Genomic DNA, 22,239 nt, shown 5'->3' on the forward strand with positions numbered 1-22,239 from the left:
AGAACAAGACATGAGCCGTCTCAGTGAGACCTTTACCACCCCGAAGCCGATCCTCGGCATGCTGCACCTGGCCGGCGACGGCCCTGCCGCCAAGCTCGCCCAGGCGGAGGAAGAAGCCCGCATCATGGCCGGCGAAGGCGTCGACGGGCTGGTCGTCGAAAACTATTTCGCCGATGCCGATGATGTCGAGCGCGTGCTCGACCGGCTTTGCCAGCTCGATCTCGGCACCAAGATCGGCGTCAATGTGCTGCGCGACGATGCGCGCGCCTTTGCGCTCGCCGAGCGCTATCCGGTCGCCTTCATCCAGGTCGATTCCGTTGCCGGCCATCTGCCGCCGGAGGCCGATGCCCCGTTCGCCGCCGATCTCGCCACCCGCCGCGAGGGCGTTTCCGCGCTGCTGTTCGGCGGTGTGCGGTTCAAGTACCAGCCGGTCCTGTCCGGCCGGCCGGAGGCCGAGGACGTGCGCATCGGCGCCGCCCGCTGCGACAGTCTGGTGGTGACCTCCGATGCCACCGGCCAGCCGACCGACATGGACAAGGTGGCCCGCTTCCGCGCCGCGACCGGCGGGACCGTGCCGCTTTTGATCGGCGCCGGCCTCACCGAAGCCAATGCCACCGAGCAACTGGCCCATGCCGACGGCGCCGTCGTCGGCAGCTGGTTCAAGCACGACCACAAGGATACCGGCCGCGTCGAGGCCAGCCATGTTGCCGGGCTGATGCGCGTCGTGCGGGCCATCAGGAGTGCCGCATGACCGCCTCGGATGCCATTGTCGCCAGCCCGGTGACCGCCGAAAACTTTTCGCGATACGGAAAAGTCTACGACCTGACCGGCGATACCGATCCGCAGGTGATCTGGACCGCCGGCGATGGCTGGCGCGACGGCTTCACCCGCACGCCGCTGATCGAGGGATCCGGCCATCTCGGCATGACCCGCGGCGGCGGTGCGCCGTGGCCCTGCACGGCGATGGAGCGGCATCCGCACACCGAAGAGGCGCTTTTCTGCGCCGCGCAGCCGATCGTCCTGGCCGTCGCGCCGGCGTCGGATGCCGATGCGCCGCACCGTGACGAGATCGAGGCTTTCGTGATTGCGCCGGGCCAGGCGGTGGTGATGCATCGCAACGTCTGGCACGATGCCTGCCGCGGCGTGGCCGGCCCGACGCCCTATTACTGGATGGCGATCTGCGGCCTGGGCGAAAGCCCCTGGGTGCCGGTCGCCGGCGGACCGCGGCTGGTCCGGGCCGAAGCGGAACAAGGTTCGGGCGCATGACCGCCTTCTTCATCGGCGACGTGGCGATCGACGAATATTACACCGCCGATCGCTGGCCCGGCCGCGCCGACAAGGGCATGGTGACGGAACTGCCGGCCGAGATCGGCGGCTCGATCGCCAATGCCGCCGTCGTGCACGCGGCACTCGGCGGCAAGACCCAGTTCATTTCCCTGCTCAATGACAGCGCGCTGTCGCAACGCCTAATCGCCGATCTGAAGGAAAACGGCGTCGGCGTCGATCACATGCTGATCGATCCCGCCATTGCGGAATCGCGCAACCTGATCTTCCTCGTCGATGGCGAGCATGTCGTGCTCACCGTCGAGATGGGCGAGCAGCCGATGTGGCTGACGCCAGCCAGCCTTTCGGCCCTGCGCCAGCCGGGCTTTCTCTACACCACGCTCTACCGCGCCCGCCGGCTGCATGCCGAGGCGGAGGACGGCGTCATCAAGCAGGCCGAACTGTTGGCGGACCTGCGCCGCCATGGCCGCCGCGCCATCTTCGATCTCGACGTCGGCGGCTGCACCGCCGAGGACATGCCCTACCTCACCGGCGCCGCCGTCGTCATCTTCAACCAGGTCGGCTTCCGCACCGCCTTCGGCCATGACGACATCACCCGCATCGGCGACTGGATGGGCGATCACGAGATTGGCTGGGTAGTCCGCACGTTGGCCGCAGACGGTGCTGAGGCAAAGAGCGGTGAGACGCTGCTGCGCACGCCCGGATTTGCGGTCGATGTCGTTGACGTCACCGGCGCCGGCGATACCTTCGGCGGCACGCTGACCTGGTGCCTGGCGCAAGGCCAGCCCTTTGCCGAGGCGCTGGCGTTCTCGGTCGCCGCGGCCTCCCGTTCCGTGACGATCCACGGACCGCGCGGCGGCAAGGCGAGCGTCGAAGACATTCACCGCTGGCGCAATGGATGAGGGCTCGATACGCAGCGGCTTGTACCCGGGCCGACGATGGGCCCTTGGTACGATCCCGGCAACAAGCGCATTGAATGGTTTCCGTCCGCCAGCAACTATATCGAACAGGAGAAAATGCTCAGCCTGTCTGTGTGAACCGACATTTTGCTCTTTGTGCTCCGTCGCAGGTGGCAGTTCGCGCATAACTGAAACGCTACCGTTTGGTTGCCATCCATAACACATGGCGGGCGCCACCACGTTTTCCATTGGCGCGCACATTCACCTCGTCGGTGGCAAAGCCCACCTCCCGCAATCGACGTGTAAAAGCACTATCCGGCGCGGATGACCAAACCGCAAGCACGCCGTTCGCGCGCAGGGCAACTTTGGCGGCACGAAGACCGCTGTGGTCATAGAGGCTGTCGTTGGAGGCGCGCGTCAGCCCATCCGGACCATTGTCGACGTCGAGCAGGATTGCATCGTAAGCCGCTTTCTGTGACCGGATCAGCGCGCCGACGTCACCTATATTGATATCGACACGTGGGTCGTCGAGCGTGCCCTCGTGGAGATCTGACATCGGCCCCCGCGCCCAATCGACCACGGCCGGAACGAGTTCCGCGACCGTGACCCGGGCGTCGTCTGGCAATCCGCCGAGGGCGGCCCGCAATGTAAAGCCCATGCCGAGGCCACCGATTAGGATGCTGGCGTTTTTCCGCCGTGCAATCCGCTCACAGCACAGCGTCGCCAGTGCCTCTTCAGAACCGCTCAGCCTGCTGTTCATCAGCTCGGTCGAGCCGAGCATGATGGAAAATTCGCTACCACGCTGCTTCAGGCGCAACTCACCTCCATCGCCAGGAATGGTTGCGCGATCAAGCTGAATCCAGGGAAGCATCGGCGTATCTCGTTGTGTTCTGTTGTGTTGTAGGCGCCTCTTAGCATGGGCGCAGTGCTGAAAACACCGGAGTATCTGGTGGAATAGAGATTGATTGTCCGCAAACAGACCGCCGGCACCGCCTCAACCGTGTGATCAAGCTGCCAGTGCTCATCTAGGCGAATTTTAGGGGCGCTCCGCCAGAACAGCCAATGGCTCGTGTCGAGCAGAAATCCTCTCATGGCGGATTGACAATTGTTGACAATCGACAATGATGCAGTTGATGGAAGGAAAAAGTGATGGAACTTGAGAAACTCAGCCTCGTAGATCGCGCGGCCCAGCAACTGCGCGAGATGATCATCGGCGCTACGCTGCCCCCTGGTTCAAGGCTGACCGAGCAGGATCTGTCGGACAAGATGCAGGTTGCCCGAGGCACAATCCGAGCGGCTCTGTCTGCGATGGCGACGGAAAGTCTCGTCGTGCGGCGACCTTATTCCGGCTGGGCAGTGCAGACGGTTGATGAAGAGGTTCTGCGCGAGAACTATCAAGTTCGCGGCGCACTCGAGGAGCTTTCAGTGCGCCTACTTTCGACGGCACTGGAGGCTGACAATCGGACGGATCTGGTTGCCTCCTATGAGCGACTTGTCGTCGCTGAGCGGGATGGAGGCGCTGAAGAACGTCTTCAGGCAGACCTGGGTTTCCATGCGGGTATCGTTCGGGCCAGCGGCAATAAACTACTGATACGCCAATATGAAGGGATCTCCGGGCAGACCGAATGGCTTTACAGGTGGTCAGAGAAGAACTGGCCCCGACGGATCAATCTTCTTGAGTGGCACAAGCCGATCTTCGACGCGATCCTTGCAGGAGACGAGGAAGCCGCAGCGACTGCCGTGCGCATTCATACGCGACGCAGTCTGCACGACGATATGCACGATCTGCAGAACAATCCATCGGACAATTCAAACGGAGAGCGATCAAATCATGGCTAATTGCATATCATCGCTTACACGGCGCGGTTTCTTGGCGGGAAGCGCTGCTGCTGGGCTACTACTACCTTTTGGCGCAGCCTGGGCCGCCGGTCCGCGAAAAGGCGGGGAACTGCGCCTCGCGATGGCCGGCGGTAGTTCGGATAATTCTTTGGACCCGCGGGCCTTTACCCAGCAAATGCAGCGGGTCGTTGGTGTTGCAGTTTGCAACCAGCTTGTCGAAATTCTCCCGGACGGCACGCTCGTGCCTGAACTAGCTGAGCGCTGGGAGAGCGACGATGCGATCAACTGGACTCTCCACATCCGTCAAGACGTTTCATTCCACAATGGGAAAACGTTGGATGCCGATGATGTAGTTTATTCGATTAACCTTCATCGCGGCGAGAACACAACCTCTGGCGCCAAATCCCTTTTCGGGGTGATCGCCGAAATCGCTGTCAACGGTCGCCATGAGGTGAGCCTCAAGCTTGACAGCGCAAATGCAGAGTTTATGCGCACCTTTGCTGATTACCACGCAATGATCGTCCCGAAGGGGTTCGAGGATTGGACCAATCTAATCGGCACTGGCGGCTACACTCTTGAGAGCTTTGAGCCGGGAATCCGAGCAACCCTGAATCGCAATTCCAACTATTGGAAGGCGGATCGTGCGCATGTCGAGCGTGTCGATCTGACCGTCGTCAATGACGCCACCGCCCGCGTTGCTGCACTTCAAAGCGGTCATGCAGATATAATAAATCAGGTAGACCGCAAAGTTGCTGCATTCATTGGTCGGAACCCATCGCTGGAATTGGTGCGCTCACCGGGCGCGGTGCACTGGACCTTTATCTGCGCTTTCAACGCTGAGCCGACGAGCAGTAATCATGTTCGGCAGGCGCTAAAATACGGCTGCGACCGGCAGGCAATGCTCGATGTCGTCATGGGAGGGCTCGGGGCGCTGGGAAATGATCACCCTATCTCGCCAGACAATCCATATTTCAACGGCGCGCTGGAGCAGCGCGGTTTCGACCCCGATCGCGCCAAATTTCATCTCAAAGAGGCCGGGCTCGCGGAATTTTCTCTGGACCTCTATACTTCGGATGCAGCCTTGCCAGAAGCGGTCAGCCTGTCTGAAGTCTATCAGAGTAAGACCGTTGCCGCCGGCATTAATCTCAATGTAATTCGGCGTCCTGCGGATGGCTATTGGTCCGACACCTGGATGAAGAAGCCCTTCGCAGTTTCGAGCTGGCTTAATCGCCCCATCGATCAGACCTTTTCCTTGATTTACGGCACTGGTTCGGCGTGGAACGAAAGCTACTGGTCAAACGATCGGTTTGATAAGCTTCTGGCCGAGGGCAAGGCCACCCTCGATTTCGACAAGCGCAGAGAAATCTACGGTGAGCTGCAAAGAATCCTGCATGATGAAGGCCCCAGCGTGATCCCGATCTTCGCAGATTTTCTCGATGCCAAGTCCACTCGGGTCAAGGGTTTTGAGCCAAGCGGAGTGTCGGATCTGTCCGGCGACCGGATCATCGAGCGTGTCTGGATCGAAGAATAAAGACGGATGCCAACAGTGGCTGGTTACATTCCCAGCCACCGGCGCTAGCGGAGATCTCAAATGTCATTGTCAGCAGTGTGGACCGACGTCGATCTGGAGGCCCCAGGTCGACAGGTCGGGTTCATTCGGGTCGAGCACTCGGTGCATCGTTCAGCATATGGGACAATTCCGATCCCATTCGCAGTTTTTGCCAACGGTCAGGGGCCAACTCTTCTCCTGATGGCGGGTTCGCACGGTGACGAGTATGAGGGACAACTCGCCTTGACCCGCCTTATTCGCGAAATCGATGTGGGTCGGATTCACGGCCGGATCCTGGTGTTGCCGGCCGCCAATCGACCCGCTGTGGCAGCAGGGCAGCGCACCTCGCCGCTGGATGACGGAAACCTAAATCGATCTTTTGGCGACAGTTACACCGATACCCCAACCGGCTGTATCGCGGCCTTCATCGCTGAGGAGTTGTTCAGCCACTGCGATGCGATTCTAGACCTGCACTCCGGGGGCAGTTCCCTGGATCATCTGTCGTGCTCTTATGCAGACCTCGGCGCTGAGAAGGTGATGGCGCAAAGAACATTTGCGGCCCTTGAGGCTATGAACGCACCGTTTTCCTGGGCACAGCCGGGTTGTCCGAGCGGACCCGTGGCTGGTCGAGCGGCACTCCGCAAGGGTGCGATTCACCTCTCCGGGGAGTTCGGCGGTGGCGGGCGGCTCAACCATGACGCCTTCGAAGTGGCTGAGCGCTGTATTTACCGTGTGCTCGACCATTTTGGTATCCTAGCGATGGAGGAGAAATGGCGGGTCGAAACCCCGACACGTTTCGTATTCAACATTCAGGACCATTTCGTTTACGCGCCGCAGGCTGGAGTGCTCGAGTCCCTTGTCAAGCTAGGCGACACGGTTGAAGCAGGTCAGCTGGCCGGCTACTTGCACCGGCCGGAAAGCCCTTGGGAAGCACCTTTGGAATTGCGATTCAGGACCGATGGTATCGTTTCTGTCATTCGCACAATGGGGCGTAGTCGGGAGGGCGATTGTCTGTTCCAGCTTCTGAGCGAGACGGAACGCGAAGAAATCCTAGCGGCGATGGAAAATCTGGCGTGAGTGATTTTCGTTCGGACAACACATGCCCGCCGGCTCCCGCCGTTCTCGCCCGGTTGCAGCACGCCCTGGCTGCTGGTGGTTCGGCCTACGCAGAGGACGAAATCACTTCAGCGACCCGCGCCAGTCTCAGCCAGATTTTTGAACACGAGGTTGATTTCTTCCCGATTTTTACGGGAACGGCGGCCAACGCCCTGGCCATTGCTCAGCTATCGGACCGATTTGGTGAGGTGATCTGCCACCGCAATTCGCATATCTTTCTCGATGAATGCGGTGCGGTCGAGTTTCATTCTCAAGCGCGGCTTCGGCCAATTGAGGGTCGCCACGGCAAAATACTGCCAGAGAGCCTGCCTCCGTTGATGGACAGCGGAGATCCGCATCGCGGCAAACCAGCCATCCTTTCCCTGAGCCAATGCACCGAGACAGGGTTGGTCTATCGCCCTGACGAAATCGCTTATCTTGCGGGAAAGGCCAAGCTGGCGGGATTGCGTGTGCATATGGATGGCACTCGATTTGCAAACGCAGTGGCGTTCACCGGAGCGTCTCCAGCAGATTTGACTTGGCGAGCCGGGGTCGACGTGCTGTGTCTTGGCGCGACCAAAGGAGGAGCGATCGGGGCAGAGGCCGTGATTTTCTTCTGCCCCGACGATGCCCGAGAATTTCGACGGATGATGAAACGAGCCGGCCATCTCGGGGCCCGGATGTGGTTCCTTTCAGCGCAAATCCAAGCTTGGCTCGACGGTGAGTATTGGTTGCGCGCGGCAGGTCACAGCAACACCATGGCCGCAATGCTTGACCAGGCGCTGCGGGCGAGCGGTATTCAGCCACACTATCCGGTCGAGGGTAATATGGTTTTCGTCGAGATGAGCTCCGAACAAAGCCAGATGCTGGCTGGTAAGGGCTTTCTCCATTATTTCATGGAACAACCAGATGGGCACCTGGTCGCCCGTCTGGTGACATCACACGACACCCAGCCGGCAGAAATCAAGGCGCTTGCCCTTGCTATCGAAGAGTGTCTCGCAGCTTCGTTCACGACAGCGGGGAAGCAAACAGGCCGTGTCGGCAGCGTGAGCCTGGCGAATGTCCCCGACGTCTAATTACGCCGCAAGAGCTCCATCTTGCATCACTGGGTTTGCCTGGGCGCGCGAGACCGCGGTTCCGTTGCCTGGCTCTAAATTGAGCATGGCAGCAAACCCGATGCGGTTCACCGACCGCTCGCCGAGGCCTGGCGGCCACAATTCACGAAGGCAAAACCGCAATCGGAATTTGCCGACCGGTCATTGGCCGACGATGCTTCGGTTGGTGGAATTTTCGCATGCTCACTGCGGGTTTGCCGCGGAACGCTTCAAAACAGCCATGCCGACGCGGCATTCGGCGTCGCCCTTGCTGCCTTCGATTTTGCTCGTACCAAGCTCGGAGATCGAGCCGATCGGCGCCGCGTCCGGTTGGAACCACCTCAATCGCGCGCCAGGCGGATCGCCGCCGGCGTATAGTGTTTCTCCAACACCTGCTCGATATCCGCGGCAGAGCCATTGCGCAGAAAATCAACCAATGTCCTGTGAAGCTCGACCTCGCCGGCTCGGTCGGCAACATTGGCCCAGTCGCGTAGAAAGACGATCATTGTATGCTGGGATAGACCCTCCCAGATGCCGCGGGCGAGCTGGTTGCCCGAATGTCGAACGATGGCACTGTGGAATTCGAGGTCAATCGTGCTGAGAGCAAGCGGATCGCCGGATCCTGCAAGCTCGCCCATCCGGGCGACGATCTGGTCGAGTTCGCGGATCAGTGGTGCGCGATCGAAATCGTTCTTCATGATGTGCCGAAAGATGATGCATTCGACGGCGTATCTCAGTTCGTAAAGCTCAGCGATACGCTCGTCATTGTAGTCGGAAACCCGCACGCCGCGCTGGCCGCCTTCGACGAGCACACCGCGCAAATGTAGCTTCTGGATCGCCTCGCGTGCCGGCACGCGGCTGACGTTGAGGGTCGAGGCAAGCTCGGCCTCGGTGATGCGCTCGCCGGGGCTCTTCTCACCTATCGCAATTGCTAGGACGATGCGTTCCTCGACCTCGTCGGCGGTGGTTTTGGGCCGTTGGATGGCTGAGAGTGCTGACACGCGGCCGTCGCCGGGTGTGAGTTGCGAATGACCCATATCGCTCTCTCCGGTGTTTCTTGTTTTCATAGACGATTTATCCTGCCGATGCCGGGTTGACGGAGCGGAGAAATGACCGCGTGCGCGCCATGGCTGGTGCGGTGAAGAACTGCTCCGGTGGTGCATCCTCGACGATCTGACCCTGATCCATGAAGATGACCCTGTCCGCAACCTGTCGCGCGAAACCCATTTCGTGCGTAACAACGATCATGGTCATGCCGTCCGCCGCAAGGCTACGCATGACTTCCAATACTTCTCCGACCAACTCAGGATCAAGAGCACTGGTCGGTTCATCGAATAGCATGGCTTTGGGCCCCATGGCCAAGGCCCGGGCTATTGCGACACGCTGCTTCTGGCCACCCGACAACTCTTCAGGATAGGCATCGACCTTGTCCGCAAGTCCGACGCGTTGGAGCAGAGACACGGCGCGCTTCTCCGCCTCCGCGCGGGGAACGCGGCAGACCGTGATCGGGGCTTCCGTGATGTTGCGCATCACGGTGAGATGCGGGAACAGGTTGAAATCCTGGAATACCATGCCCAAATCGCGGCGTGTGGCATCGATCTCGGCACGTGGGCGCGGGAACATTCGGCCGTTGACAATGTCGCGATAGGCGGGAACGCCGGCGAGCATGATGGTGCCGGCTTCAGGCTCTTCCAGATAGTTGATACAACGCAGCAGCGTGGACTTTCCCGACCCCGAAGGGCCGATGATGCAGACAACGTCGCCCCGGGCCACTGAGAGCGAAACACCCTTTAGAACGTTCAACGCGCCGTAGGATTTCTCTATGCCGATCAGCTCGATCATGCGGCCTTGCCTTTCGTATAGCAGCGCTTTCTTGCATAGCCGCTGCTTGTCCGTTTTTCCAGCCAGCGTACAAAGATAGCGGCGGGATAGCCTACGCTGAAGTACATGATCATGCAGACGGTATAGATGGTGAAATACTGGTAGGTGCGGGCCGCGATGATCTGCCCGGAAAACAGCAGTTCCTGGACAGTGACGACGGAAGCCAGCGCCGTATCCTTGAAAAGGGAGATGAAGTAGTTGCCGAGTGCCGGCGTTACGGTCCGCACTGCCTGCGGCAGGATGATGCGGATGAAGGCTCGGCTCCGCGACATACCGAGCGCTGAGGCGGCCTGCCATTGCCCTTTCGGCACGGACAGGATGCCGGCCCTATAGACCTCGCTTAGGTAGGCTGTGTAGTGCAGCGTCAGCGCCAGGATCGCCGCGACCATACCGTTGAGCCGGATGCCCACACTCGGCAGGACGAAGTAGATGTAAACCAGTTGCAGCACGAGCGGCGTTCCCCGCAGCACCTCGACATAGATGCCACTCACCAGTCGGATCAGGAATGAGTTGGACATCCGTGCCAGCGCGACGGGCACTGCAAGAACCAGGCTCATCGTGATGACGGCCAGCGTCATCGCGATTGTTATCCCGAAGCCGCGCAGCAGCACGTCATAGTACTGGGTAACAACCGAGAAGTTCAGTAGTTCCATCGGGGTGGTCTCCTCTGGCACAAGGAGATGGAGGCGCGGGGTCTTCCCGACACCTCCATCCCTTGTGAAAAGATCAGTTTGAGACCGGGAAATAGAACAGGTTGCGGTCGCTCAGACCGTTCTGGCGCAGGACGGCCGAAACCTTGCCGTTGCCGCGCACCTCAGCCAACGCATGAGATATGGCCGTCCGCAGAGAGCAGTCGTCCTTGCGCATGCCGTAGCGGGCGTATCCATAGCCATAGGTAAAGATCAAATCGTCCGGGATTGCCACTCCGGCTACCATCTCGATACCCGCTCCCTGGTTCTCATTGATGAAAGTGGCGACTTTCACATCATCTTCCAAGATGACGTCGACGCGGCCCTGCGAGAGGCTCATGAACTGGTCGGCGTCGGTCTGGAACGGCACGACCTCGACGCCCATCGAGCGCAGGTATTCATCTGCAGCCGACCCGGCGATGGCGCCCACCTTGTGCGACTTCAAATCTTCGAAGCTTTGGATGCTCGAGGGGTTCCCTGCCAGAACCGTGATCGCGGGGCCGTACCACCAACCGGGACCTGTGAAGCTGATGACCTCGAGCCGGTCGGGCGTGACATGAATGTTAGCCGCGATCATGTCGATGCGCTTCGACAGGAGCGCCGGCGTCAATGAGCTAAATGGCGCAACTTCATAGCTGATCTTGGTGACGCCCAGCCATTGCAATGCTGACTCGACGATCTCCACGTCGATCCCTCCAGCCTTTCCATTCGCCGGATCGATCGAGGTGTAGGGCGGGCTTGGGCTGATGCCCAGCACGACGCCATCGGACAGGGCCTTTTTCAGCGAACCATCGCCCTCGCAGGCCGCGAAATCCGGCTTGAACTCGAAACGAAATTCCCGACCTGCTTCTTCTGCTCTGATCTGCGAGGAGGCAAATGTCGTCGCGACGAGGGCGCAGGCGGCCAGCATAGAGGACAATTTCATGAATGCACCTTTTCTGTTGGAGTTATGTCAATCTTCGGTTCAGAACAAAGTTTGCATATGGTATACCGTATGTCAAATACTTCAGTGTCTGTAGAAGCACTTGGCAATCATTAGATGGTGATACCCCCATCGACATTGATCGCCTGGCCGGTGATAAAGGATCCATCCTCTGACGCCAGAAAGGCGCAAAGGCCGGCGATCTCCTGCGGTGTGCCGAGCCGGCCCAGCGGCTGGCGGCTGACGAACGAGTTGTAGGCGACCTCACGGGAGCCCGTACTCCGGGCAAGCTCGTCGATTCTGACTTCGAGCGAAGGTGATGCCACGGTTCCGGGGCAGACGCAGTTGGCGCGAATCCGTTTGGTGACATAGTCCGCAGCAACGGATTTGGTCAGGGCGATGACCCCACCCTTGGCGGCGCCGTACGCGGCGCGGCGGGGCATGCCCTTGATCGAGGACACCACAGAACCGATGGTGGTGATCGAACCGCCAAAGGTCGTCATCTTGGGGACGGCGGCACGCAGCACGAGGTATGCGCTGTCGAGCGTGATCTCCATGGACCGGCGCCAGTCTTCCGGCTCGCATTCCTCGATCGTGCCCTGATGCACGTAGCCCACGGCATGGATCAATATGTCGATCCGGGAAAATTTCGCGAAATAGGCATCTACGGCTTCGGCGCAGGTCCCATCCAATGTATCGATGTGCGCACAGGCTAGTGTCGTAAGGAGCGACGGGTTGAGGTCGCTTGCATGAACCTCTGCGCCCTCTGCGGCTAACCGCTCCGCCACTGCGCGCCCTATGCCCTGGCCAGCTGCGGTAACCACCGCGATCTTGCCTTCCAGACGTTGTGTGCTTGCCATTGCCGCTCAGCCCTTCGCGTTGAGCGGCGTCACGATCTGACGCTGCTCGCCCAGTCCCTGGATGCCAAGTGTCACGATATCGCCAGGCGACAGGTAACGCGGCGGCTTCATGCCGAGACCGACCCCGGGCGGCGTGCCGGTGCAGATCAGATCGCCCGGCTGGAGCGCGCAGAATTCGCTCATGTAGGAAACGATCGTCGGTACGTTGAAGATCATTTTCGAAGTCGAACCGGTTTGCATCCGCTCGCCGTTCACATCGAGCCACATCGCAAGATTGTCAGCCGGGCCGAGCTCGTCAGTCGTGGTGAGAATGGGACCAGTAGGGCAGAAATTCGGGAAGCTCTTTCCCTTCACCCATTGGCCGCCGCGCTCGATTTGCCATGCACGTTCCGAAACGTCGTTGACCAGAACATAGCCCAGGACGTGGTCGAGCGCGTCTTCTCTGGCAATGTCCAGCCCGCCCTTGCCGATCACCACGCCAAGCTCGACCTCCCAGTCGAGCTTGGTCATCCGGTCCGACCACAGGATCGGATCGTCAGGGCTGCAATAGGTGGAAGATGCCTTGCTGAATAGAATCGGTTCATCCGGGATCGGCATGCCTGATTCTGCTGCATGGTCGGAGTAGTTCAGCCCGATGCACCAGATGTTGCGGGGCGCCGAAAGCGGTGCCAACACTTTCGCCGCAGTTCGATCGACCTCCGGCAACGCCGACAGGTTCGCTGCGGCGAGGGTTGGCGCCAGCGACATTGCCGTTTCCGGGCCGAAATCGCTGACCAGTGACGAGACGTCGCGCGCATGTCCCCGATCATCCAGAACGCAGGGAACGATGCGTCCGCCAAGTTCGAGCCGAAGTAGTTTCATGTGATCGCCTTTCTTTGGATTTCAAGGGCTTTTGTTTATGAGCTCGACCTGCGGCTTGGCCTGCCTTTGGCGCAACGCATCGCTCGCCGGCGCATCCCTGACAGTCAGTACGTTGCGCGCCCGCCGGACAGGTCGAAGACGGCGCCGGTCGTGAACGAGTTCTCTTCCGAGACCAGCCAGGCGACCATGGACGCCACTTCCTCGACCTCCAGGAAGCGTCCGCGCGGGATTTTGGAGAGCATGTAGTCGATGTGGGTCTGCGTCATCTGGTCGAATATCGGCGTGCGCGCCGCGGCAGGGGTGATGCAGTTCACCGCGATGTTCTGTCCCGCAAGTTCCTTTCCCAGCGACTTGGTCAGCGCGATGACGCCGGCCTTCGCGGCAGAATAGGCGGCAGCGTTGGGATTTCCCTCCTTACCGGCAATGGAGGCAATGTTGACGATCCTGCCGTACCCGCGCGCCTCCATTCCCTTTGTGACGGCCTTGTTTACGTTGAAGGTGCCGTTGAGGTTAATGTCGATTACCCGTTTCCAGTCGACGTCTGGATAGTCCGAAAGCCGATGGTTGGGGCCGGCGATGCCGGCGGAGTTGACGAGGATGTCGACCGGACCGAGGGCCACTTCGACGTCTGCCAGCGTGGCGGCGACGAATGAGGCATCCGCGATGTCCACCGTGAAGGCTTGCGCTTCTGCCATGGTGTTCGCTGCCCTGACGGCGGTCTCGGCGTTCATGTCCCAGATCGCCACCTTCGCGCCGGAGGACGCGCATCTTTGCGCGACCGCCAGTCCGATACCCTGACCGCCTCCGGTCACCACCGCTACGCGGCCTTCAAGATCGATACGATTCATTTCTTTTCCTCTTGCTGGGGGCAGGGCGAAGCGAACAGGGTCCTGCCCTGCACGCGGATCTCGACCTCGACGCGATATTTTTCGAGCGCATCCGGGTTGATCTCGATTCCCAGGCCAGGGGCGTCGGGCACATGAATCAGGCCCTCGGCATCCGGCGTGATGCGGTTCAGCGTAAGCTCACGCGCAAGGGAACGCAGTTCTGTTGGATATTCGCAGATCCTGTGCTCCTTGAGCCCGGCATAGGGTTGCAGCGAGGCAGAGAGCGCGAGGTTGGAGGTGAAGGTGTGGTTGACATAGGTCACGCCACTTGCCGCCGCATGATCGGCCACCGCCTTGGCTGGCCCGAGCCCACCGATGCGGCCGCAGTCGATCTGGATGTACCTCACTCCACCGAAGTCTATGAGATGCTTTGCCATCTGGCTCGTGTGCGCGGCCTCGCCGCCGGCGATGCCCACCTTGTCCGTTTTTTGCGATAGCGCCTTGTAGGCGTTGAGCGCATCCCCTCTGAAAGGTTCCTCGAACCATGTGACCTCGAAGCGCTCCATGGCCTTAAGCCGCGCGGCGGCGGCCGCGACGTCCTCGCCGAACACCTGGCCCGCGTCGACCAACAACACTCCGTCCGCGCCCAATCCGGCGCGGGCAGCCTCCAGTTGAGCGATGTCGCCTTCAAGCGAGGCTCCGAAGGGAGCCCAGCCGAATTTCGCTGCCCGGAAGCCTTGGGCACGGATCGCGCGCGCGCGGTTCAGGGTTTCCTCGGGGGTGTCGCCGAAGAGCACCGAGGCATAGGGCAGCTTGGGCCATGCCTTCTGGTAGCCCAGAAGCTTCCAGGCCGGTTCCCCCCGAGCCTTGCCCAGCAGGTCCCATAGCGCCATCTCGATCCCCGACCAAGTGTGGGCCGCCTGCAGGAGATCCATCGAGTTGTAGGCGACATCGGCAGCCATGGCGCGGATATCGTCGGGCGAGGTCAGGCCGCGCCCCAGCACGGAGGCTGACACCGGGCGGCAGGCGCCATGCGACATGGGCGTCACAAACGCGGCGATCGAGACGAGCGGCGAGGCTTCGCACTCACCCCAGCCGATCAGCCCTCCGGCGGTCACACGCACCACCAGGGCGTCCTGGCTGCCATCGGCCGCGGTCGTCACCTCCGGCATGGAAAGGTAAAAGAAGTCCACGGATTCAATTTTCATCGCCGAAAGTCTCCAAGGCATTGTGGATGACGCTCAGGGTGAAACCGCCTGAAAGGGTTTCACCGGGCGCAAGTACATGGGCGCCGCTGCGAGCCGGGTCGTCGCCGAGCCGGTCAAAGCCGCAGGGAGGGCAGGTCTGGGGTTCCAGACAAAAGGTTTCCGGGTCCTCCGCCGGGCTGTAGACCATCAGTCGCCCGAAAACCGGATCGGCCTGCATCACGACGCCGATACCGATCGCGGGCCAGTCGATGCGTGCAATGCCGGACCAGCCTTCATAACAGTCATTGAGCGCACGGCGCGGGAAGGCACGCGTGGTCGAATGGTCGGCTTCGGCCGGCAGCGGATCGAGTGCCAAGGTTTCGCCTTCCGCGGTCAGCCGCCAGAAGCCAGAGGCTTCGAAGCCGACACGTGCGATACCGTGACGGGGGAACCACGGATGCAGGCCGAGGCTGAAGGGCATGGCGTGCTCACCACGATTGGTGATGTTGATGCACACACGCAGACCTTGCTCACCAAGCTCGAAGTGCTGTTCCGCCCGATAGCGCCAAATACCGTCGTCGGTCTCCAGAGACAGAGTTGCGGATTTCCTGTCACTGCGTTCGACCCGCCACGGAAGACGCCAGCCGGAACCGTGAAAGTTCAGCCGGCTGCCGACGATGTTCGGCGCGACCTCGAACTGTCGTCCTTGAAAATCAAAACGGTTGTCGCGCAGGCAGTTCGCGAACGGCAGCATTGGGAACATTGCGGCATGCAACGCATCCGTGGCACCCTCGGGAAGGGGGCGCAGAAGCGAAAAGCGCTCCTTGCCGCACGAGAACTGAAGTCCCGCGACGGCACCGCCACTTTCCGGTGCAAGCTGGAGTGTCAACGCCCCGTGTGTGAGGTCGAGCCGTTTCATGTATCCGCCAGCAGTGCGACGGTTTCCATGTCGGCCGAGATGTCTGCCAGGCTGTCGAGCTTCAGCTTCAGCCCGAGGCCGGGCGTCTGGGGAATGTCGAGCATGCCCTCGGCATCAAGCGCCCACGGTGTCTGGACAATGTCGTCGATGTAGGGCGAGCCGCCGATGAACTCGACCAGATCCGTGTCGGGGAAGGCCGCGGCAAGCTGCAGGTCGGCGGCGAGGCCCACGGCCGTGTTCCATCCATGTCCGATGTATTTGATGCCGAAGGCATTGGCCATCTGGGCGATGCGCACCTGCTCGGTGATGCCGCCAACCTTGGTCACGTCCGGTTGGACGATGTCGAGCGCGCGCGCCTCGAACCATGGCAGGTAGGACTGGCGCCGCGTCAGGCATTCGCCGGTCGCGATCGGTACGGGGCTTTGGAGCCTGAGCTGGCGGAAGTCATCCAGCGCGTCGGGATGCAGAGCCTCCTCGAACCAGGCCACGTCGTAGTCATGGAGCATGCGGGCGGTGTTCAGCGCCCATTTCAGGCCGTTCGGCCAATAGGCATCGCTGGCGCCGGCATCGACCATCAGCCGGCAGTCGGCGCCGGCGCCTTCGCGCGCCGCGCGCACGATGTCCTCGTCCAGGCGGGCATTGTCGCGCCGTCCGAATGGGCCCCAGCCGATCTTGATGGCCTTGAAGCCCTGCGCACGGAAGAAGGCCGTGCGCTCGCGCATGAGATCGGGTTCTTCCATTAGGATCGATGCGTAGGCGCGCACCTTGGTGCGGTAGTTGCCGCCCAGCAGCCGTGCGATTGGCTGGCCGCAGATTTTGCCGAATATATCCCAGAGCGCGATGTCCACGCCTGAGACAACGTGGGTCAATGTTCCGCCTCTGCCCATCCAGAAGGTGTTCTGATGTAGCTTTTCGCTCACACGCATCGGTTCGTTGGCGTTTTCGCCCATGAGCAGTGGGCGCAGGACATCGAGCCCCGCCTTGACCAGCCGCGTGTCGGTGAAGACGGACCCGATCCCGGTCACACCGTTGTCGGTCTGGACGACGATCAGGCTATGGATGGAATCCTCGGGCTTGATCTCGTTCGACCATCCGCCCTTTGGTGATTTTCCGAAGAGGCCAAGGGCCTCGACTCTGGTGATTTTCATGCTTACCTCGGCAGGTCAGAAAGTTGCGGAAATACCGCCATCGACCAGCAGGATCTGCCCGGTCACATAGCTGCAATCGTCGCCGCAGAAGAACATGGCCGCGCGGGCGATCTCTTCCGGCGGTGCGGGGCGGCGCAGGGGTATGCGCCCATATTTGATGTAGACATCCCTGAACCAGTCGGCCTCGTGCTCGTGGCCGCTGCCGTCAGGCAGGATTGCCATGCGAGTGTCTACGAAGCCGGGGCAGACGCAGTTGACCAGTACCCCCTTCGGCGCAAGGTCGACCGCGAGCGCGCGGGTCATGTTGACCACACCGCCCTTGGCAATGGCGTAGGCGAGGCTGTCGGTGGTGCCGCGGATACCGAGGATCGAGGCAATGTTCACGATCCGCGCATGCGGCGAGGCCGCCAACAGCGGCAGCATGGCCTTTGTTACCCAGAGAGCCGCATTCTGATTGATTTCCTGCACCTCCGCATAGCGGTTGCGCGTCAGTGCATCGAGGGGCGTGGCGTCGAGGATTGCCGCATTGTTGACAAGGATGTCGAGGCCGCCAAGACGGGCCTGCGCAGTGCGGGCCATTTCGGCAAGTTCCGCCTCGGCGGTGACGTCACCGCGGAAAGCATGAACCCTTGCTCCGCCCCTCGACAGACTGTCGGTCGTGGCGTCGAGTTCCGCGCCGTCGATGTCGGCCAACAGCACTGCGGCACCCCGCCGTGCAAGTTCAGCGGCGATGGCCGCTCCTATCCCGCGGGCTGCACCGGTAACCAGGGCACGCCGATTGGCGAGTGGGCGAAGATCTTCGGTCATTTTGCATTCCGATTGTTCAAATGGGGGTGTCAGTCACCCGATTGCGGTCGGGAATGGCGGCGAGAAGGGCTCGGGTGTAATTGTGGGACGGCGCATCAAAAACCTGTTCGGTCGTCCCTTGCTCGACCACCTCGCCCAGATGCATGACGAGCACACGTTCACAGAGATATCGGATCACCCGCAGATCGTGGGAGATGAAGATCAGCGACAGACCGAGCTTCTTTTGCAACTCGACCAGCAGTGCCAGCACCTGGGCCTGGACCGACACGTCGAGCCCGGAGACGATTTCGTCGCAGATCAGCACCTGCGGCTCCAGCATCAGCGCCCGCGCCAGATTGACTCGCTGGCGCTGGCCGCCGGAAAGCTGGGCTGGCAGGCGGCCCGCAATGTCAGGGTGCAGACCGACCATCTCCAGCATCTGCGCGACCCGTTGCTGGCGTTCGGATGTCGGGCAGATCCCGTGGATCGCCAGAGGTTCGGCCAGTGCCTTGCCGATCCGCATCGTCGGGCAGAGTGCCGTGAACGGGTCCTGGAACACATATTGCACCTGGCGGCGTAGCGCGCGCCAGTCAGCTTGCCTCCGTACCGGCGTGCCACGGAAGGCAATCTCGCCGGAACTTGCGGACTCGATGCCGATCATGATCCGCGACAGCGTGGTCTTGCCGCTGCCGCTCTCGCCAACGATGCCGAGGATCTCGCCCTCTGACAGGCTGGCACTGACCTGTCGCAGGGCATGGTGATGGTGGATCTTGCCTTCGCGGCGGCCGATAAAAACCTTGTCGATTGCGGAGGCTTCAAGAACGGGAGCGGTCATGGCAGTCCAGCCCTTCCTTCCAGTGCGAAGCGATTGCAGGCAACGCGGTGTCCCGGCCCGGCTTCCGTCCATTCCGCGCGCCTGATCTCGCAAACCCCTGCAACCGACACAGGGCAACGATCGCGGAAGGGCGCTCCAGTGCCGATCGTGCCCGGCTTCGGCGTCTGTCCCGGTATCGGGCGCAACGGATTGTCGCGGCTCGAATGCAGCGTGGGCGCGGAACGCAGGAGGCCGCGGGTATAGGGATGACAGGGGTCTCGCAGCACATCGACGACCGCCCCGGTCTCAACCGGCTGACTCGCATACATGACCATCAGGCGGCCACCGACCTCGGCGGCAAGGTCGAGATCATGGGTCACGAAGATCAGCCCCATGCCGAGTTCTTTCCGCAGCCGCTTCAGAAGCGTGACGATCTGGGCCTGGATGGAAACGTCGAGGTTGGTCGTCGCCTCGTCGGCAATGATGAGTTTCGGTCCGGCCGAGAGCGCGAGCGCGATGGCGACCCGCTGGCGCATGCCGCCGGACAGTTCGGAGGGATAGCTTGCCAGCCGGTGCTCGGGCTCAGGCAGGCCGGCCAGCCCCATCACCTCAATGGCGCGGGCCCGTGCCTCCTCCCGGCTGCACTGCCGATGCGCCAGGACCGCGTCGATGATCTGACGCCCGACGCTCAGCAGCGGGTTGAGGGCCGCCGTCGGGTCCTGGAAGATCATGGCGATCTCGCCGCCGCGCACCTGCCGCCATTCGCGTTCGTCGAGGCCCTTTAGGCTTCGGCCCTGCCACTCCAGCCGATCGGCGCCGACTTTTGCCGAATCCGGCTGGATGTTCATCAACGCTCGGCACAGCATCGACTTGCCGGATCCGGATTCTCCGGCGATGACGAGGCTTTCGCCAGGCGCCAGCCGGAAGCTGACGCCATCGACGGCGCGGAACGGCCCGTTGCGGCCCGGAAAGGTCACGGTCAGGTTCTCGACCTCGAGCAGTGGGGTGCCGGTCATGCGTCGGACTCCTTTGCGCGCAGTTTTTCGGTCCTTGATTCAAGCCCGTCGCCGATCAGCACGAGGCTGAGCGATGTCAGCATGATGGCAAGGCCGGGCAGCGTGGTCAGCCACCAGGAGGTGGTGATGTAATCCTTGCCTTCGAGCATGATGCCGCCCCAGCTCGCGGTCGGCGGCTGGATGCCCATGCCGAGGAAGGAGAGCGTTGCCTCGAAGACGATCATCGCGGCAGTCTGCATCGCAGCCAGGACCATCAGGCTGGGCAGGACGCTTGGAAAAACGTGGAAGCACGCGATGCGAAGCCGCGAAGCGCCGATGACCTCTGCCGCTTTGACGTAGTCCTTGGAACGCTCCTGAAGCGCGATCGCGCGCACGACCCGCGCCACGCCCGCCCAGCCCGCGAGCACCATGAGCAGGATCAGGACCGGTACCGAGGGCTTGACCGCGCTGGTGATGGCGATGGCGAGAAGCACGTAGGGAAAGGCGAGCTGGATATCGATCATGCGATCGACCGCTGCGCGCAACAGTTGGGGGCCGAAAGCGCGCATCATACCCAGAACCGTGCCTAGGAACAGCGAACCAATCATGCCCGCGCCAGCGACCATCAGCGAAACACGCCCGCCGAACAGCACGCGCGCCAGCAGATCACGCCCGATGGGGTCGGTGCCGAAGATGTGGTCGGCAGACGGCGGCTTGCGCACGGCAAGCAAGTTCACTGCATTCGGGTCGGCCGCTGTCAGAATTGGAGCCGCCGTCACGGCTGCGCCGATTGCCGCAAGCAACAACAGCCCGGCAGCCAGCGCCGGGGTCAGCTCGAGCCGGGCGAGAACCCCGCGCCGCGCCTTCGGACTCCCGGAATCAAGGCCGGCATAAAGGCTTGTCGAGGTCATTTTCCGAACCCCGGCAGCAGTGCCCAGGAACCGGTTCGAGGGTAGGTGCGCACCTCGCGGAAACCTTCGGCATAACGGACGCCGGCGGCATGGCCGCGCGAGCGTGCCTGATCGATCATCATGTCGGTGATCGAGGTGTCCTCGCCATAGACCGCACGCATCCAGCTATCCTGGCTTTCGTGGCAGAGGAGCATCCGCTTCTTCAGCTCGAAGACCGGGGAAATGTCTACATAGGCCTCGGGCTGGAAATCGACGCTGCCGACGGTGTCCATGTAGAACATGTGCGGGATCTTGCCGATGGCGGGCAGGCTGGTTTCGACCAACCGCACCGAGGCGGGGATGCGTGCGTCTTCGGCCACCTGGCCCGCGATCCTGTGGTCGGGGTGATAGTCGTTCAGCGAGTGGATGAACATGACATCCGGATCGGCCTGTCGAATGACGTCGATGAAACGCTCGCGCGTGGGGCGCTCGTTCATCAGCCATTCGTCGTCGAAATTCATCCAGATCAGTTCGGCGCCGATAAGGTCACAGGAAGCCTGCTGCTCCTTGCGCCGCACCGCCGCGATCTCTTCACGTGACAAGGTGGGCGAACCGACATTGCCGTTGGTGGCCACGGCCATGACGACCCTGTGGCCCGCCTGGGCATAGAGCGCGAGGGTGCCGGCGCACAGGCATTCGATATCGTCGGGATGGGCTCCGATGGCGAGGATGTTCATAGCTTCTCCATGCGAATGCGGGGATCGACGGCCGCATAGGCGAGGTCGATCAGCAGATTGACGATGACGAAGAGACTTGCCGTGATGATGGTGATGCCTTGGATCAGCGGGTAGTCGCGAGCCTTCATCGCCACGAGAGCGAGTTCACCGATGCCTGGAAAGGCGAAGATCACTTCCGCGACAATGACGCCGCCTAATAGATAACCCACGTCGACGCCGATCACGGTCAGCAACGGCAGGCAGGCGTTCTTCAGGGCGTAGACGAAGGTTATGCGATGCGGCGAGAGGCCGAAGGCATGCGCGGTGCGGATATATTCCTCGCCGAGCACGCCGCGCATGGAGCTGCGCAGCACGCGAAGTTGCGTGGGCAGTATGGAAAGCGCCACCGCGATCGCCGGGAGGATCAGGCTGGAAAGGCCATTGTAGCCTCCGGCCGGCAGCCATCCGAAATTGACAGCGAATAGCATCACCATCAGCGCCCCGGTCCAGAATACCGGAGCCGACTGGCCGAGCGTGGCCAGAACCGTGCTCAAAACTGTCCAGACCGATCGGGGACGAGTAGCGGCCATCGCGCCCAGGAAAACAGCCAGAACCAGCGATATCGCAAGGGAAACGCCCGCAAGCGCCAGAGTCTTCGGAAGGGCAACAGCAATCAGCTCGCTCACCGGTGCCTGGAAGCGAAACGACATGCCAAGATCGCCGCGCAGCGCGCTTGAGATGAAGGAGCCTAGTTGTTCAACGATAGGCCTGTCGATGCCGAAATCACGTCGATACTGCTCGATTACGTCGGGCCGCGCGAACACCGGCGCACGGATGCGCGCCGGGTCTCCAGCTGAAAGACGCAGGACCACGAACACGGCGACGGTGATGGCCGACACGACCACCAGGGCCTGAATGATCCGTTGCAGGATGTAGAACTTCATGGAAACCTCGTGGGCGGAAGGGCGTGCCTGTCACACGCCC

24 protein-coding genes are annotated in these 22,239 nt (G+C 61.6%); 7 read left to right on the plus strand and 17 right to left on the minus strand.

Annotated elements, in window-relative coordinates; genetic code table 11:
* Positions 1-10 precede the first annotated feature (10 nt).
* The 3 genes from AC1DDS_RS08725 to AC1DDS_RS08735 are packed head-to-tail and all read left to right on the plus strand — an operon-like array spanning position 11 to position 2,186.
* Positions 11-751 (plus strand): BtpA/SgcQ family protein, encoded by a 741-nt coding sequence (locus tag AC1DDS_RS08725; RefSeq protein WP_477478518.1) that lies wholly within the window; start codon positions 11-13, stop codon positions 749-751.
* Positions 748-1,266, plus strand: a complete 519-nt coding sequence (locus AC1DDS_RS08730) for an ureidoglycolate lyase (RefSeq protein WP_477478519.1) — start codon at positions 748-750, stop codon at positions 1,264-1,266. Before AC1DDS_RS08725 ends, AC1DDS_RS08730 begins: the two co-directional genes overlap by 4 nt.
* Complete coding sequence (locus AC1DDS_RS08735) at positions 1,263-2,186, plus strand: carbohydrate kinase family protein (RefSeq protein ID WP_477478520.1); 924 nt, start codon at positions 1,263-1,265, stop codon at positions 2,184-2,186. Before AC1DDS_RS08730 ends, AC1DDS_RS08735 begins: the two co-directional genes overlap by 4 nt.
* A 193-nt stretch (positions 2,187-2,379) precedes the next feature.
* On the opposite strand, the gene AC1DDS_RS08740 is transcribed toward AC1DDS_RS08735, so the two are convergent.
* Positions 2,380-3,054 (minus strand): spermine/spermidine synthase domain-containing protein, encoded by a 675-nt coding sequence (locus tag AC1DDS_RS08740; RefSeq protein WP_477478521.1) that lies wholly within the window; start codon positions 3,052-3,054, stop codon positions 2,380-2,382.
* Between the two features lie 278 nt (positions 3,055-3,332).
* On the opposite strand from AC1DDS_RS08740, the gene AC1DDS_RS08745 reads away from it, so the two are divergent.
* Genes AC1DDS_RS08745 through AC1DDS_RS08760 form a run of 4 tightly spaced genes read left to right on the plus strand, consistent with a single transcriptional unit; the run spans position 3,333 to position 7,742 of the window.
* On the plus strand, positions 3,333-4,022 hold the full coding sequence (locus AC1DDS_RS08745) for a GntR family transcriptional regulator (protein ID WP_477478522.1): 690 nt from the start codon (positions 3,333-3,335) through the stop codon (positions 4,020-4,022).
* A complete protein-coding gene (locus AC1DDS_RS08750) occupies positions 4,015-5,553 on the plus strand; it encodes an ABC transporter substrate-binding protein (RefSeq protein WP_477478523.1) in 1,539 nt (512 codons plus the stop codon). Before AC1DDS_RS08745 ends, AC1DDS_RS08750 begins: the two co-directional genes overlap by 8 nt.
* A gap of 60 nt (positions 5,554-5,613) precedes the next feature.
* On the plus strand, positions 5,614-6,648 hold the full coding sequence (locus AC1DDS_RS08755; protein WP_477478524.1) for a succinylglutamate desuccinylase: 1,035 nt from the start codon (positions 5,614-5,616) through the stop codon (positions 6,646-6,648).
* Complete coding sequence (locus AC1DDS_RS08760) at positions 6,645-7,742, plus strand: threonine aldolase family protein (RefSeq protein WP_477478525.1); 1,098 nt, start codon at positions 6,645-6,647, stop codon at positions 7,740-7,742. The genes AC1DDS_RS08755 and AC1DDS_RS08760 overlap by 4 nt, the downstream gene beginning before the upstream one ends.
* Positions 7,743-8,101: 359 nt before the next feature.
* Here AC1DDS_RS08760 and AC1DDS_RS08765 read toward each other — a convergent pair whose 3' ends face one another.
* The 16 genes from AC1DDS_RS08765 to AC1DDS_RS08840 form a co-directional block, all read right to left on the minus strand.
* A complete protein-coding gene (locus tag AC1DDS_RS08765) occupies positions 8,102-8,827 on the minus strand; it encodes a GntR family transcriptional regulator (RefSeq protein ID WP_477478526.1) in 726 nt (241 codons plus the stop codon).
* A gap of 7 nt (positions 8,828-8,834) precedes the next feature.
* Entirely contained in the window at positions 8,835-9,602 is a 768-nt protein-coding gene (locus AC1DDS_RS08770; protein WP_477478527.1) for an amino acid ABC transporter ATP-binding protein, read from the minus strand.
* On the minus strand, positions 9,599-10,294 hold the full coding sequence (locus tag AC1DDS_RS08775; protein WP_477478528.1) for an amino acid ABC transporter permease: 696 nt from the start codon (positions 10,292-10,294) through the stop codon (positions 9,599-9,601). Before AC1DDS_RS08775 ends, AC1DDS_RS08770 begins: the two co-directional genes overlap by 4 nt.
* Positions 10,295-10,367: 73 nt before the next feature.
* Complete coding sequence (locus tag AC1DDS_RS08780) at positions 10,368-11,240, minus strand: transporter substrate-binding domain-containing protein (protein WP_477478529.1); 873 nt, start codon at positions 11,238-11,240, stop codon at positions 10,368-10,370.
* A gap of 125 nt (positions 11,241-11,365) precedes the next feature.
* Complete coding sequence (locus tag AC1DDS_RS08785; protein ID WP_477478530.1) at positions 11,366-12,112, minus strand: SDR family oxidoreductase; 747 nt, start codon at positions 12,110-12,112, stop codon at positions 11,366-11,368.
* 6 nt (positions 12,113-12,118) lie between these two features.
* Positions 12,119-12,973, minus strand: a complete 855-nt coding sequence (locus AC1DDS_RS08790) for a fumarylacetoacetate hydrolase family protein (protein WP_477478531.1) — start codon at positions 12,971-12,973, stop codon at positions 12,119-12,121.
* Between the two features lie 104 nt (positions 12,974-13,077).
* The gene (locus AC1DDS_RS08795; RefSeq protein ID WP_477478532.1) at positions 13,078-13,821 is read right to left on the minus strand and encodes an SDR family NAD(P)-dependent oxidoreductase; all 744 of its coding nucleotides are present in this window, start codon (positions 13,819-13,821) and stop codon (positions 13,078-13,080) included.
* Positions 13,818-15,008 (minus strand): mandelate racemase/muconate lactonizing enzyme family protein, encoded by a 1,191-nt coding sequence (locus tag AC1DDS_RS08800; protein ID WP_477478533.1) that lies wholly within the window; start codon positions 15,006-15,008, stop codon positions 13,818-13,820. Before AC1DDS_RS08800 ends, AC1DDS_RS08795 begins: the two co-directional genes overlap by 4 nt.
* On the minus strand, positions 14,998-15,906 hold the full coding sequence (locus AC1DDS_RS08805; RefSeq protein ID WP_477478534.1) for an aldose 1-epimerase: 909 nt from the start codon (positions 15,904-15,906) through the stop codon (positions 14,998-15,000). Before AC1DDS_RS08805 ends, AC1DDS_RS08800 begins: the two co-directional genes overlap by 11 nt.
* Positions 15,903-17,054: a mandelate racemase/muconate lactonizing enzyme family protein gene (locus tag AC1DDS_RS08810; RefSeq protein WP_477478535.1), complete on the minus strand. Its 1,152-nt coding sequence runs from the start codon at positions 17,052-17,054 to the stop codon at positions 15,903-15,905. Before AC1DDS_RS08810 ends, AC1DDS_RS08805 begins: the two co-directional genes overlap by 4 nt.
* A gap of 15 nt (positions 17,055-17,069) precedes the next feature.
* A complete protein-coding gene (locus AC1DDS_RS08815; protein WP_477478536.1) occupies positions 17,070-17,861 on the minus strand; it encodes an SDR family NAD(P)-dependent oxidoreductase in 792 nt (263 codons plus the stop codon).
* A 16-nt stretch (positions 17,862-17,877) separates the two neighbouring features.
* A complete protein-coding gene (locus tag AC1DDS_RS08820; protein ID WP_477478537.1) occupies positions 17,878-18,675 on the minus strand; it encodes an ABC transporter ATP-binding protein in 798 nt (265 codons plus the stop codon).
* Complete coding sequence (locus AC1DDS_RS08825; protein ID WP_477478538.1) at positions 18,672-19,670, minus strand: ABC transporter ATP-binding protein; 999 nt, start codon at positions 19,668-19,670, stop codon at positions 18,672-18,674. The genes AC1DDS_RS08820 and AC1DDS_RS08825 overlap by 4 nt, the downstream gene beginning before the upstream one ends.
* Positions 19,667-20,560: an ABC transporter permease gene (locus AC1DDS_RS08830; RefSeq protein ID WP_477478539.1), complete on the minus strand. Its 894-nt coding sequence runs from the start codon at positions 20,558-20,560 to the stop codon at positions 19,667-19,669. Before AC1DDS_RS08830 ends, AC1DDS_RS08825 begins: the two co-directional genes overlap by 4 nt.
* Positions 20,557-21,276, minus strand: a complete 720-nt coding sequence (locus AC1DDS_RS08835; protein WP_477478540.1) for a PIG-L deacetylase family protein — start codon at positions 21,274-21,276, stop codon at positions 20,557-20,559. The genes AC1DDS_RS08830 and AC1DDS_RS08835 overlap by 4 nt, the downstream gene beginning before the upstream one ends.
* Complete coding sequence (locus tag AC1DDS_RS08840) at positions 21,273-22,199, minus strand: ABC transporter permease (protein WP_477478541.1); 927 nt, start codon at positions 22,197-22,199, stop codon at positions 21,273-21,275. Before AC1DDS_RS08840 ends, AC1DDS_RS08835 begins: the two co-directional genes overlap by 4 nt.
* Between the last annotated feature and the right edge of the window lie 40 nt (positions 22,200-22,239).

Source organism: Mycoplana sp. 10N416 (assembly GCF_056394765.1).